The organism is Pseudomonas sp. MM213 (assembly GCF_020423045.1).
GTDB classification, from domain to species: Bacteria; Pseudomonadota; Gammaproteobacteria; order Pseudomonadales; family Pseudomonadaceae; genus Aquipseudomonas; species Aquipseudomonas migulae.
In genome coordinates this window covers 952,983-967,582 of sequence record NZ_CP081943.1, presented here as the reverse complement: position 1 = coordinate 967,582, position 14,600 = coordinate 952,983, and the positions used below count along the sequence as shown (strand labels likewise).

The following is a 14,600-nucleotide window of genomic DNA, read 5'->3' as shown; positions in this document are numbered from 1 at the left end:
TATTGATCTCAGGAACGCTATCGCCGGCAAGCCGGCTCCTACAAAGGTCAGGCTTGTTTGTAACCGCGCACTTCATCCACGCCACGGTTAGCCAACTGGTCGGCCCGCTCGTTGCCGTGATGCCCGATGTGCCCGCGCACCCACTTCCAGGTGACGTTGTGGCGGTTGACTTGCTCATCCAGCAATTTCCACAGGTCAGCATTTTTTACCGGTTCTTTCGCTGCCGTTTTCCAGCCGCGTTTCTTCCAGTTGTCCATCCATTCGTTGATGCCTTTCATCACATACTGCGAGTCTGTCACCAGCAGCACGTCGCAGGAACGCTTCAGTTCTTCCAGCCCGCGAATCGCGCCCATCAGCTCCATACGGTTGTTGGTGGTGTTGGCTTCGCCACCCCAGAGTTCTTTTTCAACGCCCTTGCACACCAGCAATGCGCCCCAGCCGCCTGGGCCAGGATTGCCCTTGCAGGCGCCGTCGGTGAAGAGTTCTACGCTATCGCTCATGCCAATCTATCCAGAAAATGCGGTGGCCCGCCGACCGTTGATCGACGATGCCCGAGGCCGGGACGCGCCCGGCCGGGAATATAAAAAGTGTTACGGCTCGATGTTGCGGCGGTTGACCTTGGCCATCGGCAATGGAATCAACTTGCCCATCGGCTCGCGACGTTCCTGACGAACCGGCCGCAGGCCGACCACGATCTTGCGCGCGACCAATAAATAGAAGCCGCCACCCGACAGTTGCCAATCACCGGCCTTGCGCTCCCAACCGGCCAAACGGGCTTGCCAGGCCGGGGACGCAAGCGGCGGACGATAGCACCCGAAGCGGCGTTTCTCCAGCGCGAAGCCCAGCAGGTTCAGCCAGTCGGCGACCCGCGACGGCGAAATGCACCGCGCCTTGCGCAAGGCGTCATGGGCGAACACGTGGCGCAAGCCCCAGCTGCTCCAGGGGTTGATCCCGATGATCAGCAAATGCCCGCCGGGACGCACGCTGCTCGCCGCTTCGCGCAGCAAACCATGGGGCGACAGGCAGAAATCCAGGCCGTGCTGCAACACCACCACATCGGCAGCGTGCTCGCTCAACGGCCAGGCCTGCTCTTCACACACAATCTCGACACCCGGCAATGGCGCACCCAGCCGCACATTGCGCTGGACCTGCGGCGCCGACGGCGGAGTCTCAGCCGAAGGACCGTAATGCACCAGATAGCCACCGAAGAAGCGCCCCAGCTCGTCTTCGAGCATGCGTCGTTCTTCGTCCAGCAGAAATTGCCCGATGGGGCCGGACAGCCATTCACGGGCCGCGCTGATCAGGGCCAGCCAGTCAGGATCAGCCTGAGCGAACGCTTTATCAGTCATTGCATTCTCCAACGCGCCAGGAAGTTCTAAGATGCGCCATTGTTTTCCGCTTGGCGAATCCGACGATGATACAGATCAGTGCCCTGCCCGCCTTCACCGACAACTACATCTGGTTGTTGCAAGACCCCGACACGCGACGCTGTGCGGTGGTCGATCCCGGCGATGCCGCGCCGGTCCAGGCCTGGCTCGCGGCGAATCCGGGTTGGGCACTGAGTGATATTTTGATCACTCACCACCATCACGACCATGTCGGCGGCGTCGAACAGTTGAAAAAAGCGACGGACGCGAAGGTCTACGGCCCGGCCAGTGAAACCATTCCGGCGCGGGATGTTGCGCTCAAGGACAACGACCGTATCAACGTGCTCGGCTGCGACTTTGAAGTCATCGAAGTACCCGGTCACACCCTGGGACACATCGCTTTTTATCATCAGGGCCTGCTTTTTTGTGGCGACACCCTGTTCGCCGCCGGTTGCGGGCGGTTGTTCGAAGGCACGCCCGAGCAAATGCACACCTCGCTGACACGCCTCGCATCCCTTCCCGAGGATACGCAGGTGTATTGCACGCATGAATACACCCTGAGCAACCTGCGCTTCGCCGCAGCGGTCGAACCGGGTAATCCGCACACGGCCGAACGGCTGGCAAAAGTCACCGAACAACGTGCAGCAGGCATCATCACGCTGCCTTCGTCGATCGCACTGGAAAAGCAGACCAACCCGTTTTTACGTGTCGACGAAACATCTGTTAAAGAAAAAGTGGACGAACGGAATGGCACCGATAACCGGGCTCCGAGTGCGGTTTTTGCTGCTCTGCGCGCTTGGAAGGATAAGTTCTGAGAGGGCTTGCCGTTGGTGCGAAAAATCTGAATGGTTGACCGCAGAGGGTGCGCTTTCTAGAATCGCCCGACATTTTTGCCCGGAACTTACTTCCAGCCAATGTCGTCATCTATTCGTAAAGCCATCAATTCAGACGCATTGACCCGCTTGGCTCAAGCCATAGCGGTGGCTGTGTCCGCCACTCTGGCGGGCTGTTCCAGCCATGTGCCGCAGACCGACGCGGCACATACCCCGAACATCGCAGCGCGAGCCAAACAGAAGCCCATCTGGCTCAGCGAAAAGCCTAGCCCGCAAATTCCACAGGACGTCTGGGAGCGCATGCGCCAGGGCTTCCAGTTGCAGGAAGGCCTGGGCGTCAACCCGCGCATCGAGCAACAGCGCCTGTGGTTCGCCAGTAATCCATCCTTCCTCGAAAACGCCGGCGAACGCGGCAGTCTCTACATTCACTACATCGTCGAACGCCTTGAAGAACGCAACATGCCGCTGGAACTGGCACTCCTGCCAGTGATTGAAAGCGCCTACAACCCAATGGCCTATTCCCGGGCCGACGCGGTTGGCCTGTGGCAATTCATTCCTTCCACCGGGCGTTACTTCAACCTGCGCCAGACCCGTTTCTACGATGGCCGTCGTGACATTACCGCGTCGACCACCGCCGCGATGGATTACCTGACCCGTCTGCACGACATGTTCAACGGCGACTGGCTGCTGGCCCTCGCGGCTTACAACGCGGGTGAAGGTACGGTCAGCCGGGCCATCGAACGTAACGAAAGACTTGGCCTGCCTACCGATTACTGGAACCTGCCACTGCCGTCGGAAACCCAGGCCTATGTGCCGAAGTTGCTGGCCCTGTCGCAAGTGGTCCTGGCGCCCGAAGCCTACGGCGTGAACCTCAACCCGATCGCCAACGAGCCGTATTTTCAGGCCGTCGAAATCAACCAGCGCATGGACCTGTCCAAGGTTGCAGCGGTGGCCAATATCGACGAAGACGAGCTGTTCCAGCTCAACCCGGCCTTCAAGCAGCGCACCACCACTCTGGACGGTCCTCAGCATTTGCTGGTGCCGACGTCCAAGGCGCAACTGCTGACCGCCAGCCTGTCGACCATGCGTCCTGAAGAGCTGATCAGCAAGAAGTCGCTCAAACCGGTGTTCGAAGGCGCAGACGATACCCAGATCGCCAGCCTCAAACGCGCCTACCGCGTGAAACGTGGCGACAACCTCGGCACCATCGCCAAGGCCAACAAGGTCGACGTGAAAGACCTGCAACGCTGGAACAAGCTGACCGGCAAGGACCTCAAGGTTGGCCAGACGCTGGTGATGCAAGACAAGACCAAGCGCAGCTCCGGACGCGTCAACACCGTAGTGGCCGCCAACACCAAGACGAATGGCAAGACGGACACCAAGAAACCGCAGACCCAATACAAGGTCCAGCAAGGTGACTCGCTGTACATCGTGGCCAAGCGTTTCAACGTTGAAATGCAGCACCTCAAGCGCTGGAACCCGCGTGTCGGCCAGGCGCTGAAGCCGGGTCAGATGTTGACGGTTGCTTCGCCGCACTAAAAAAAGCCCCTGACTTCAGGGGCTTTTTTTTTGCCCAAACACCATAAAACAGGTTCACACACCCTCTGTAGGAGCCGGCTTGCTGGCGATGGGCTCAAGTGCGCCGCGTTTAACCAGATTTCACGCGATATCGTTAACGACCATCGCCAGCAAGCTGGCTCCTACAGGGTTTGTGTACGACGAGCGATCAAATAGGTTTCCAAGCCTCCACAAGGGATCTGCCCCGGCAATTAACGGGTCGTTAAATCCCCGTCTTTTTCCTGTCCATACAAGCTGTTACTGTACGGCCCACAAAGCCCAAGCCGCCTGGATCGGATCTCTGACTTGAAGCGTCCCCTCCTCCTGCTCCTCATCAGCCTGGCCTTGAGCTCCTCCGCAAGTGCGACGATCAGCGAAAGCCATGGTTATGCGCAGTTCGGCACGCTCAAGTACCCGGCCAGATTTACCCATTTCGACTGGGTCAACCCGCAAGCGCCCAAGGGCGGTACGTTGCGGGTGATGGCGTTTGGCACCTTCGATACGCTCAACCCGTACACCTTCAAGGGCTCAAGCCCGGTTTCCACCGCGAATTTCCTGCAGTACGGCATCAACGAGCTCAACGAGCCGCTGATGGTCGGCACGGGCCAATACGCGCCGTCCGGCGACGAACCCACCTCCAGTTATGGCCTGATCGCCCAATCGGTGGAATACAGCGAAGACCGTAGCTGGGTGGTGTTCAACCTGCGCCCCGAAGCCCGCTTTCACGATGGCACGCCGATCACCGCGTATGACGTCGCGTTCTCTTATCGATTGCTGCTCAAGGAAGGCCATCCGCAATACCGCACCAATCTCCAGGAAGTGTTGCGGGTCGACGTGCTCAACCCACAGCGCATCCGTTTCGTCTTCAAGCGCGCTGGCAACCCACTGCTGATCTTGCGCCTGGGCGAGTTGCCGGTGCTGCCGCAGCATTACTGGAAAGGTCGCGACTTCAAGGCCACCACCTTCGAGCCGCCGCTCGGCAGTGGCCCTTATCGCATGACCTCGGTCACGCCCGGGCGCCAGATTGTGTTTGAACGGGTCAAGGATTACTGGGGCAAGGACCTGCCGGTCAATCGCGGCAAGTACAACGTCGACCGCATGGAAGTCGAGTTCTACCGCGACAGCGACGTCGCGTTCGAGGCCTTCAAGGCCGGCGAGTTCGACATCTACATCGAGCATCAGGCGAAGAACTGGGTTAACGGTTACAACTTCCCGGCCGTGCGACGAGGCGATGTCATCAAGGCGCAGATCCCGCACCAGATCCCGACCCAGAGCCAGGGCCTGTTCATGAACACCCGGCGCCCGGCCTTCTCCGACGCGAAGGTGCGCGAAGCGCTGGGGCTGATGTTCGATTTCGAGTGGACCAATCGCACGCTGTTCAGCGGCGCTTACAAGCGCGCCATGAGTTACTACCCCAACAGCGAATTCTCGGCCACCGGTCTGCCGGTCGGTCATGAGTGGTTGATGCTCAAGCCGTACCGCGAGCAATTGCCCGCCAAACTGCTCACCGAGCCGTTCAGCCTGCCGCAGACCCAAGGGCGCGGCATTCCGCGGGACACCATGCGCCAGGCCCTGAGCCTGCTCGCCGAGGCCGGCTGGAAGCTCAACGGTCAACGAGTCGAAAACGCCAAGGGCCAGCCGCTCTCGCTTGAGATCCTGCTGGTCAACCCGAACCTGGAACGCATCCTCCAGCCTTATGTCGAGAACCTCGCCAGTATCGGCATCGACGCACGGCTGCGCACGGTGGACCGCGCCCAGTACAAACAGCGTCTCGACCAGTTCGATTTCGACATGATTCTGATGACCCTGAACCAGACCCTCAGCCCCGGTCTGGAGCAATGGCAGTATTTCCATTCCAGCCAGGTCGGGGTCAAGGGCAGCAAAAATTACGCGGGCATCGCCAACCCGGTGGTTGACCATTTACTCGAGCAACTGCTCGCCGCCCAGACCCGCGATGAACAGGTTGCCGCCGGCAAAGCCCTGGACCGCGTGTTGTTATGGCAGCACTACATCATTCCCAACTGGTACCTCAATTATCACCGCCTGGCCTACCGCAACCGGTTCGCCTTCGTCACCACGCCGCCCTATACGCTGGGCCTGAGCGCGTGGTGGCTGAAATCTTCGGAGAAAGATCGATGAAACCCGTACGCGCCCTGCTCTTGCAGGCCAGCGGCCTGTTGTTCGCCGGGCTGGCCTGCGCCGCGCCGCAACACGCCCTGACCTTGTACAACGAGCCGCCGAAATACCCGGCCGACTTCAAACATTTCGACTACGTGAATCCGGACGCACCCAAGGGCGGGGTCTTCCGTCAGGCCGGTTTCGGCGGCTTCGACAGCCTCAACCCGTTCATCAGCAAAGGCGTGTCGGCCGGCGACATCGAGCTGATCTACGACACCCTGGCCAAACAGGGACTCGATGAACCGTTCACCGAATATGGATTGGTTGCCGGCAAGATCGAGAAAGCCCCGGACAACAGCTGGGTGCGTTTCTACCTGCGCCCTGAAGCACGCTTCCACGACGGTCATCCGATCCGTGCCGAAGACGTGGTGTTCAGCTTCGAAACGCTGATCAAGGACGGCGCACCGATGTATCGCGGTTACTACAGCGACGTCGCTGAAGCAGTCGCCGAAGACCCGCTGACCGTGCTGTTCAAGTTCAAGCACACCAACAACCGCGAACTGCCGTTGATCCTCGGCCAGTTGCCGGTACTGCCCAAACACTGGTGGGCGACCCGGGACTTCAACAAGGGCAACCTGGAAATGCCGCTGGGCAGCGGCCCGTACAAGGTCAGCGAGGTGAAGGCCGGGCGCTCGATTCGCTACGAGCGGGTCAAGGATTACTGGGGCAAGGACCTGCCGGCCAACCGTGGTTTCTACAACTTCGACGTGATGACCACCGATTACTACCGCGACAACACCGTGGCCCTGGAAGCACTCAAGGCCGGACAGTTCGATTACTGGCTGGAGATGAGCGCGAAGAACTGGGCCAACGCCTACAACATTCCGGCGGTTGCCGAAGGTCGGCTGAACAAGGAACAGATCCCCAACGGCAACCCGACCGGCATGCAGGGTTTTGTCTTCAACCTGCGCCGTCCGGTGTTCCAGGACGTGCGCGTGCGCCAGGCGCTGACGTTGTTGCTGGACTTTGAATGGACCAACAAGCAACTGTTCAACGGCGCCTACGTGCGCACCCGCAGTTTCTTTGAAAACTCGGAAATGGCCGCCACCGGTTTGCCGGATGCCGATCAGTTGGCCATTCTCGACCCGTTCCGCGGCAAGATCCCCGAGCAGGTATTCACCGAGGCCTTCCAGAACCCGGTGACCGACGCCAGCGGCATGATCCGCACGCAGCAGCGCAAGGCTTATCAGCTGTTGCAGGAAGCCGGCTGGCGGATCGTCGACGACAAGATGGTCGACGCCAACGGCAAACCGGTGAACATCGAGTTCCTGCTGGCCCAGACCGAGTTCGAACGGGTGCTGCTGCCGTTCAAGCGTAACCTCAGCGACCTGGGGATCGACCTGGTGATTCGCCGGGTCGACGTCTCGCAGTACATCAATCGCGTGCGTTCGCGGGACTTCGACATGATTGTCGGCAGCTTCCCGCAATCCAACTCGCCGGGTAACGAACAGCGCGAATTCTGGATGTCTGCCGCCGCCGACAAGCCCGGCAGCCGCAACTCCATGGGCCTGAAAGACCCGGTGGTGGACCAACTGGTCGAGCAACTGATCAACGCCGATTCGCGCAAAAGCCTGGTGGCTCACGCCCGTGCACTGGACCGCGTGCTGCAATGGGGTTATTACGTGATCCCCAACTGGCACATCAAGACCTGGCGCGTGGCTTACTGGAACCATATCGGCCACCCGAAAATCTCACCCAAGTACGACATCGGTACGGCCACCTGGTGGATCAAGCCCAACGTGACACCGGCGATAGAAGTCGAAACCAAACTGCAAGCCGACCCTGCGGGCACGGAGTAATAGATGCTGGCGTATATTTTTCGGCGACTGCTGCTGATCATCCCGACGCTGCTCGGCATTTTGCTGATCAACTTCGTGATCATCCAGGCCGCCCCCGGCGGGCCGGTGGAGCAGATGATCGCCAAGCTCGAAGGTTTCGAAGGCGCCACCAGCCGCATTGCCGGCGGTGGTGCAGAGGTGTCGGTGGCCGGCTCGGCCTATCGTGGCGCCCAGGGTCTGGACCCCGCGCTGGTGAAAGAAATCGAGCACATGTATGGCTTCGACAAATCGGCGCCGGAACGTTTGTGGATCATGGTCAAGAACTACGCCACCCTGGATTTCGGCGACAGTTTCTTTCGCGACGCCAAGGTCATCGACCTGATCAAGGAAAAGATGCCGGTGTCGATCTCCCTCGGGCTGTGGAGCACGCTGATCATGTACCTGGTGTCGATCCCGCTGGGGATCGCCAAGGCCACGCGGCACGGCAGCCACTTCGACGTCTGGACCAGCTCGGCGATCATCGTCGGTTACGCGATCCCGGCGTTCCTGTTCGCCATTCTGTTGATTGTGGTGTTCGCCGGCGGCAGCTATTTCGACTGGTTCCCGCTTCGGGGACTGACCTCGAACAACTTCGATGAACTGAGCATGGGCGGCAAGATTCTCGATTACTTCTGGCACCTGGCATTGCCGGTGACGGCGCTGGTGATCGGTAACTTCGCGACCATGACCCTGCTGACCAAAAACAGCTTCCTCGATGAAATCAACAAGCAGTACGTGGTCACCGCCAAGGCCAAGGGCCTGACCAATCACCGTGTGCTCTACGGCCACGTGTTCCGCAACGCCATGCTGCTGGTGATTGCCGGTTTCCCGTCGGCGTTCATCGGGATTTTCTTCACCGGTTCGTTGCTGGTGGAGGTGATTTTCTCCCTCGACGGACTGGGGCTGATGAGTTTCGAAGCCGCGATCAACCGTGATTACCCGGTGGTCTTCGGTACGTTGTTCATCTTCACCCTGCTGGGATTGGTGGTGAAACTGATCGGCGATCTGACGTACACCTTTGTCGATCCGCGCATCGACTTCGAAAGCCGGGAGCATTGAGATGAACCTGTCCCCTCTCAATCGCCGGCGTTTCGAACTGTTCAAGGCCAACAAGCGCGGCTGGTGGTCGCTGTGGCTGTTTCTCGTGCTGTTCGGCCTGAGCCTCGGTGCCGAGCTGATCGCCAACGACAAACCCTTGGTGGTGCATTACGACAACAGCTGGTACTTCCCGGCGCTCAAGCGTTACCCGGAGACTACGTTCGGCGGCGAATTCCCGCTGGAAGCCAACTACAAGAGCCCGTATATCCGCGAACTGCTCAAGGCCAAGGATGCGTGGGTGCTGTGGGCGCCGATTCCCTACAGCTACCAAAGCATCAACTACGACCTGAAAGTCCCGGCACCGGCGCCGCCGTCGACCGACAACCTGCTGGGCACGGACGATCAGGGGCGCGATGTGTTGGCGCGGGTGATTTACGGCTTCCGGATTTCGGTGCTGTTCGCGCTGACATTGACCATTCTCAGCTCGATCATCGGCGTGATTGCCGGTGCCTTGCAGGGTTTCTATGGCGGCTGGGTCGACCTGGCCGGGCAACGGTTCCTGGAGATCTGGTCCGGGTTGCCGGTGTTGTATCTGCTGATCATTCTCGCCAGCTTCGTCCAGCCGAACTTCTGGTGGCTGCTGGGGATCATGCTGCTGTTTTCGTGGATGAGCCTGGTGGACGTGGTCCGCGCCGAGTTCCTGCGCGGACGCAACCTCGAATACGTGCGCGCGGCCCGGGCGTTGGGGATGCAGAATGGTGCGATCATGTTCCGCCACATCTTGCCCAACGCGATGGTTTCGACCATGACCTTCATGCCGTTCATCCTGACCGGCGCCATCGGCACGCTGACGGCGCTGGACTTCCTGGGTTTCGGCTTGCCCCCGGGCGCGCCGTCGCTCGGTGAGCTGGTGGCCCAGGGCAAATCCAACCTGCAAGCGCCGTGGCTGGGCATGAGCGCGTTTGCGGTGCTGGCGTTGATGTTGAGTCTGCTGGTGTTCATCGGCGAGTCCGCTCGCGATGCCTTCGACCCGAGGAAGTGAAATGAATCAGGACAATCTGATCGAAGTGCGCGACCTGGCCGTCGAATTCGTCGTTGGCGAGCGTTGCCAGCGAGTGGTCGAAGGTGTCAGCTTCGACATCAAGCGCGGCGAAACCCTGGCGTTGGTGGGTGAAAGCGGTTCCGGCAAATCGGTGACCGCGCGCTCGATCCTGCGCCTGCTGCCCTACCCGCTCGCCCGGCATCCGTCCGGCACCATCGAGTACTCCGGGCAAGACCTGCTGAGCCTGAAAGAAAAAACCATCCGCCACATCCGTGGCAACCGGATCGCGATGATCTTTCAGGAGCCGATGACTTCGCTCAATCCGCTGCACTCGATCGAGAAGCAGATCAACGAAGTCCTGCGCATCCACAAGGGTTTGATCGGCAAAGTCGCGACCAAACGCACGCTGGAACTGCTGGAAATGGTCGGCATTCCGGAGCCCGAGAAGCGCCTGAAAGCCCTGCCCCACGAATTGTCCGGCGGCCAGCGCCAGCGGGTGATGATCGCCATGGCCCTGGCCAACGAGCCGGAGCTGCTGATCGCAGACGAACCGACCACCGCGCTGGACGTGACCGTCCAGCTGAAAATCCTCGAATTGCTCAAGGAATTGCAGACCCGTCTGGGCATGGCATTGTTACTGATCAGTCACGATTTGAACCTTGTGCGAAGAATTGCGCATCGCGTATGTGTCATGCAGCGCGGTTGCATCGTCGAACAGGCATCGTGCGAAGAGTTGTTCCGCGCGCCTCAGCATCCGTACACTCGGGAACTGCTGGCAGCGGAGCCCAGCGGCAAGCCGGCGACCAACGTGATTGGCCCGCCCTTGCTTGTGGTCGAGGACCTGAAAGTCTGGTTCCCGATCAAGAAAGGCTTGCTGAAAAAGACCGTCGATCACATCAAAGCGGTGGACGGGATCAATTTCAGCCTGCCTCAGGGACAGACCCTGGGGATTGTGGGAGAAAGCGGTTCCGGCAAGTCGACACTCGGTTTGGCGATTTTGCGGCTGATTGGCAGCAAAGGTGCGATCCGTTTTGAAGGCAAGCAGCTAGACTGCCTGACGCAACAACAGGTTCGGCCGCTGCGTCGGGAGATGCAGGTGGTGTTTCAGGACCCGTTCGGCAGCCTGAGCCCGCGGATGTGCGTGAGCCAGATCGTTGGCGAAGGCCTGCGGATTCACAAGATGGGCACCGAGGCAGAACAGGAACAAGCGATTATTGCGGCACTCAGGGAGGTAGGTCTGGATCCGGAAACCCGGCACCGCTACCCCCACGAATTTTCCGGCGGGCAGCGGCAGAGAATCGCCATTGCCCGGGCATTAGTGCTAAAACCGGCGCTGATTCTGCTGGACGAACCGACTTCGGCCCTCGACCGGACAGTGCAGCGCCAAGTGGTGGAGCTTTTGCGTTCACTGCAAACCAAGTACAACCTGACGTATCTGTTTATCAGCCATGACCTGGCTGTCGTCAAAGCGCTGAGCCACCAGCTGATGGTGGTCAAGCATGGCCAAGTGGTCGAACAGGGAGACGCGCAAAGTATCTTTGCCGCCCCCCAACATCCGTATACACAGCAGTTGCTGGAAGCCGCTTTTCTGGCACCAGCCACTGCGCAATAACCTGAAAGAGAGGAGCAACACATGGGTTTTCTCGCCGGTAAGCGCGTACTGATCGTCGGTGTCGCCAGCAAGCTGTCCATCGCATCCGGCATCGCTGCCGCCATGCATCGCGAGGGCGCTGAGCTTGCCTTCACTTATCAGAACGACAAACTCAAGGGTCGTGTCGAAGAGTTCGCACAAAGCTGGGGTTCCAACCCGGACCTGTGCTTCCCGTGCGACGTGGCCAGCGATGAAGAAATCGCCAAGGTTTTCGTTGAGCTGGGCAAGAAGTGGGATGGCCTGGATTGCATCGTGCACTCCGTCGGCTTCGCCCCGGGCGACCAACTGGACGGCGACTTCACCGAAGCCACCACCCGTGAAGGTTTCCGCATTGCTCACGACATCAGCGCCTACAGCTTCGTGGCCCTGGCCAAAGCTGGCCGCGAAATGATGAAAGGCCGCAATGGCAGCCTGCTGACCCTGTCGTACCTGGGCGCCGAGCGCACCATGCCTAACTACAACGTAATGGGCATGGCCAAGGCTTCGCTGGAAGCTGGCGTACGTTACCTGGCCGGCTCCCTGGGCCCGGACGGCACTCGCGTCAACTGCGTATCGGCTGGCCCGATCCGCACCCTCGCCGCTTCCGGCATCAAGAACTTCCGCAAGATGCTGGCCGCCAACGAAGCGCAAACCCCGCTGCGTCGCAACGTCACCATCGAAGAAGTCGGCAACGCCGGCGCCTTCCTGTGCTCGGACCTGGCGTCCGGCATCAGCGGTGAAATCATGTACGTGGACGGTGGTTTCAACACCACGGCCATGGGCAGCCTCGAAGAGTAATCTTCGACGGTAACGAAAAAACCCGCCTCTGTAGGCGGGTTTTTTTGTGCCTGCGATTTCAGACTCAACGCAATCCCCTGTAGGAGCCGGCTTGCTGGCGATAGCTATATTCGACTCACTGCAAATGTCGGTTGTGAGATCGCCATCGCCAGCAAGCCGGCTCCTACAGGGGTTGTGTGTTCAGGTCGATTGAGGTCAGGCAGTTGGCAAATAATTGCTGGATTGGCTGCAAACGTTGGCTGTAGCGCTGCAACAGCACAATCTCGCGGTAGAACGTCAGTTCGCCCAACCGGATGATCCGCACCTTCGCGCCATACTCAAGCCACAACCCGGCCTCAGGAAGCAACGACACACCCAATCCGCATTCAACCATTTTGACGATGGCTTCCAGTTCATCCAGTTCCAAAGCCACCTGCACATCAACCTGCTGCTCACGCAGGAACCGCGTCACCAGGCGCCCACCGAAGGAATTGCGGTCGTAGCGCACATGGGGATGGTCCGCGAGGATCTGCAACGGGTCATCACCCTCAAGTTCCGGCGGCACGATCAGCACAAACGGTTCCTTGCGAATGACCTGCGCCGACAACTCCTTGGGCAACTCGAACGGCGGCTTGATCAGGATGGCCAGATCAACCTCCCCGGTATCGACCTGGCTCAGCAGATTAAGCGAAACGCCCGGCACCAGTTTCGGTTCCAGCAACGGCGCTTGCTGGCGTAAGCGCAATAACGCCTGGGGCAGCAACCCGGTCTGGGCCGTGGCCACTGCGCCGATCTTCAACTCGCCGCGGTATTCGCTGACGTCATCGCTGACCGCCATGCGACTGAAGGTTTCCAGCATCTCTCGGGCCATCGGCAACGCCCGTTGCCCTGCCGCATTGAGAATCGCCTGACGCCCGGTGCGATCGAATAAACGAATGCCCAACGCCTGTTCCAGGTTGCGCATCTGCGCGCTGACCGCCGACTGCGTCAGGCCGATGTGCATGCCGGCGGCGGCGAATGTGCCGTAGCGTGTAACAGCGATGAAGGTTTTCAGTTCACGCAGCATGACGGTCTCGATTGATCGAAATAATTTGAGCTCGATGCAAAAACTATCGTCTTTCAATCGAAAAGCACAGCGCTAAACTCCACCTCAACCACCGTCAATCTGCGAGGCACAGCGATGCAACTCTCCCCTTTTCACTTGGCCATACCGGTATATGACCTCGCGGCAGCCCGGACTTTTTACCGTGACGTCTTCGGCCTGGAGGAAGGCCGGTCCAGCGACCATTGGGTTGACTTCAACTTCTTCGGCCACCAATTGGTGATTCACCTGGCGCCCAAAAACGCCTCACAGGAAGCGGCGCACACCAACGCCGTGGACGGGCATGACGTGCCGGTGCCGCATTTTGGCGTGGTGCTGGGGATGGATGAGTGGGAGGGTTTGGCTGAACGGCTGAAAGCGCGCGACACCCGATTCGTGATCGAGCCGGGCATTCGGTTTCAGGGGTTGGTTGGCGAACAGGCGACGATGTTTCTGTTCGATCCTTGTGGTAATGCGCTGGAGTTCAAAGCGTTCAAGGATATCGGGCAGTTGTTTGCCAAGTAAATTTAGTGGGTGCCTGTGAGGACGCCTTCGCGAGCAGGCTCGCTCCCACAAGGATTTGTGCCGGATGCAGGTTTTGTATTCTGCGAAGATCCACTGTGGGAGCGAGCCCGCTCGCGATGAGGCCCGCTCATACACCACCGAAATTCCAGCCTACCGATGCAACGCCCTCTCCGCTTCAATCAGCAGTTCATCGATCGAGTGATGCAGATTAATGTCGTACTCGACCTGGCCAATGCTGAAACGAATGTCATAACCGCGACGCATCGTGGCATTGCGCTCGTCGAGGATTTCTTCGAGCCGCGACTTGATGGCGCCAATGTCCACGGCGCTTGAACCGGTCAACAAGGCCACAAACTCGTCGTCACCGAGCCGGCCAATCACATCGTTTTCGCGAAACGCGATGCGCAGCACGTCGGCAAAGGTTTTCAGCGCATCATCACCCTCGGCGCGACCGTACAAATAGTTGATGTGTTTGAAATTATCGAGATCGAAAAACAGCAGCGTGGCCGGTTTTTCCAGTTGCTGACAGGCGTCCAGCCCCAGTTGGGCCAGTGTCGTGAAGCCGTGACGGTTGGACAGCAGCGTCAACTCATCCATGCTCGCCATCTGCACACCAATCACTTCCTGCTCGGCTTTACGGGCCTGATCACGCAGCAATTGACGCGCTTGCTGGGGCGATAGCAACGGGTCTGCGTTAGCGCCGTGTTTTACCGGTTTGCCTGGGTTCAGCATGACTCACTCCATTGGCGGGTATG

Annotated in this window: 13 protein-coding genes; 9 read left to right on the top strand and 4 right to left on the bottom strand. The window is 59.6% G+C overall.

Going from position 1 to position 14,600, the window contains the following annotated elements; translation table 11 throughout:
• Positions 1 to 47 precede the first annotated feature (47 nt).
• Both rnhA and K5R88_RS04485 read right to left on the bottom strand, forming a co-directional pair.
• On the bottom strand, positions 48 to 500 hold the full coding sequence (rnhA, locus tag K5R88_RS04490) for a ribonuclease HI (protein ID WP_008028618.1): 453 nt from the start codon (positions 498 to 500) through the stop codon (positions 48 to 50).
• Between the two features lie 90 nt (positions 501 to 590).
• Positions 591 to 1,349 carry a methyltransferase domain-containing protein gene (locus tag K5R88_RS04485; protein WP_008038260.1) on the bottom strand — a complete coding sequence of 253 codons (759 nt, stop codon included), beginning with the start codon at positions 1,347 to 1,349 and terminating at the stop codon, positions 591 to 593.
• A 65-nt stretch (positions 1,350 to 1,414) separates the two neighbouring features.
• On the opposite strand from K5R88_RS04485, the gene gloB reads away from it, so the two are divergent.
• From gloB to fabI, 8 genes are all read left to right on the top strand, one after another.
• A complete protein-coding gene (gene gloB / locus K5R88_RS04480; protein ID WP_223554703.1) occupies positions 1,415 to 2,182 on the top strand; it encodes a hydroxyacylglutathione hydrolase in 768 nt (255 codons plus the stop codon).
• A gap of 99 nt (positions 2,183 to 2,281) precedes the next feature.
• Entirely contained in the window at positions 2,282 to 3,739 is a 1,458-nt protein-coding gene (locus K5R88_RS04475; RefSeq protein WP_008038257.1) for a transglycosylase SLT domain-containing protein, read from the top strand.
• Between the two features lie 342 nt (positions 3,740 to 4,081).
• Positions 4,082 to 5,896 (top strand): extracellular solute-binding protein, encoded by a 1,815-nt coding sequence (locus K5R88_RS04470; protein WP_411736645.1) that lies wholly within the window; start codon positions 4,082 to 4,084, stop codon positions 5,894 to 5,896.
• Positions 5,893 to 7,734 carry an extracellular solute-binding protein gene (locus tag K5R88_RS04465; RefSeq protein WP_192227362.1) on the top strand — a complete coding sequence of 614 codons (1,842 nt, stop codon included), beginning with the start codon at positions 5,893 to 5,895 and terminating at the stop codon, positions 7,732 to 7,734. Before K5R88_RS04470 ends, K5R88_RS04465 begins: the two co-directional genes overlap by 4 nt.
• A gap of 3 nt (positions 7,735 to 7,737) precedes the next feature.
• A complete protein-coding gene (locus K5R88_RS04460) occupies positions 7,738 to 8,811 on the top strand; it encodes a microcin C ABC transporter permease YejB (protein ID WP_008028636.1) in 1,074 nt (357 codons plus the stop codon).
• Position 8,812: 1 nt separating this feature from the next.
• Positions 8,813 to 9,832 (top strand): ABC transporter permease, encoded by a 1,020-nt coding sequence (locus tag K5R88_RS04455; protein WP_008028637.1) that lies wholly within the window; start codon positions 8,813 to 8,815, stop codon positions 9,830 to 9,832.
• Between the two features lies 1 nt (position 9,833).
• Positions 9,834 to 11,444: an ABC transporter ATP-binding protein gene (locus K5R88_RS04450; protein ID WP_226299286.1), complete on the top strand. Its 1,611-nt coding sequence runs from the start codon at positions 9,834 to 9,836 to the stop codon at positions 11,442 to 11,444.
• A gap of 21 nt (positions 11,445 to 11,465) precedes the next feature.
• Positions 11,466 to 12,260 (top strand): enoyl-ACP reductase FabI, encoded by a 795-nt coding sequence (fabI, locus tag K5R88_RS04445; protein WP_008028639.1) that lies wholly within the window; start codon positions 11,466 to 11,468, stop codon positions 12,258 to 12,260.
• A gap of 163 nt (positions 12,261 to 12,423) precedes the next feature.
• On the opposite strand, the gene K5R88_RS04440 is transcribed toward fabI, so the two are convergent.
• Entirely contained in the window at positions 12,424 to 13,305 is an 882-nt protein-coding gene (locus K5R88_RS04440; protein WP_226299285.1) for a LysR family transcriptional regulator, read from the bottom strand.
• Between the two features lie 114 nt (positions 13,306 to 13,419).
• Between K5R88_RS04440 and K5R88_RS04435 the strand changes: the two genes are divergently transcribed.
• A complete protein-coding gene (locus K5R88_RS04435) occupies positions 13,420 to 13,845 on the top strand; it encodes a VOC family protein (RefSeq protein WP_192227364.1) in 426 nt (141 codons plus the stop codon).
• Between the two features lie 150 nt (positions 13,846 to 13,995).
• On the opposite strand, the gene K5R88_RS04430 is transcribed toward K5R88_RS04435, so the two are convergent.
• Positions 13,996 to 14,577: a GGDEF domain-containing protein gene (locus K5R88_RS04430; protein WP_008038246.1), complete on the bottom strand. Its 582-nt coding sequence runs from the start codon at positions 14,575 to 14,577 to the stop codon at positions 13,996 to 13,998.
• Positions 14,578 to 14,600: the final 23 nt, after the last annotated feature.

Bases quoted from the DNA above. Each gene is read 5' to 3' on its own strand.
- K5R88_RS04440 (WP_226299285.1), bottom strand. From the start codon at position 13,305: ATGCTGCGTGAACTGAAAACCTTCATCGCTGTTACACGCTACGGCACA.
- rnhA (WP_008028618.1), bottom strand. From the start codon at position 500: ATGAGCGATAGCGTAGAACTCTTCACCGACGGCGCCTGCAAGGGCAAT.
- gloB (WP_223554703.1), top strand. From the start codon at position 1,415: ATGATACAGATCAGTGCCCTGCCCGCCTTCACCGACAACTACATCTGG.
- K5R88_RS04475 (WP_008038257.1), top strand. From the start codon at position 2,282: ATGTCGTCATCTATTCGTAAAGCCATCAATTCAGACGCATTGACCCGC.
- K5R88_RS04485 (WP_008038260.1), bottom strand. From the start codon at position 1,349: ATGACTGATAAAGCGTTCGCTCAGGCTGATCCTGACTGGCTGGCCCTG.
- K5R88_RS04450 (WP_226299286.1), top strand. From the start codon at position 9,834: ATGAATCAGGACAATCTGATCGAAGTGCGCGACCTGGCCGTCGAATTC.
- fabI (WP_008028639.1), top strand. From the start codon at position 11,466: ATGGGTTTTCTCGCCGGTAAGCGCGTACTGATCGTCGGTGTCGCCAGC.
- K5R88_RS04435 (WP_192227364.1), top strand. From the start codon at position 13,420: ATGCAACTCTCCCCTTTTCACTTGGCCATACCGGTATATGACCTCGCG.
- K5R88_RS04465 (WP_192227362.1), top strand. From the start codon at position 5,893: ATGAAACCCGTACGCGCCCTGCTCTTGCAGGCCAGCGGCCTGTTGTTC.
- K5R88_RS04430 (WP_008038246.1), bottom strand. From the start codon at position 14,577: ATGCTGAACCCAGGCAAACCGGTAAAACACGGCGCTAACGCAGACCCG.
- K5R88_RS04460 (WP_008028636.1), top strand. From the start codon at position 7,738: ATGCTGGCGTATATTTTTCGGCGACTGCTGCTGATCATCCCGACGCTG.
- K5R88_RS04455 (WP_008028637.1), top strand. From the start codon at position 8,813: ATGAACCTGTCCCCTCTCAATCGCCGGCGTTTCGAACTGTTCAAGGCC.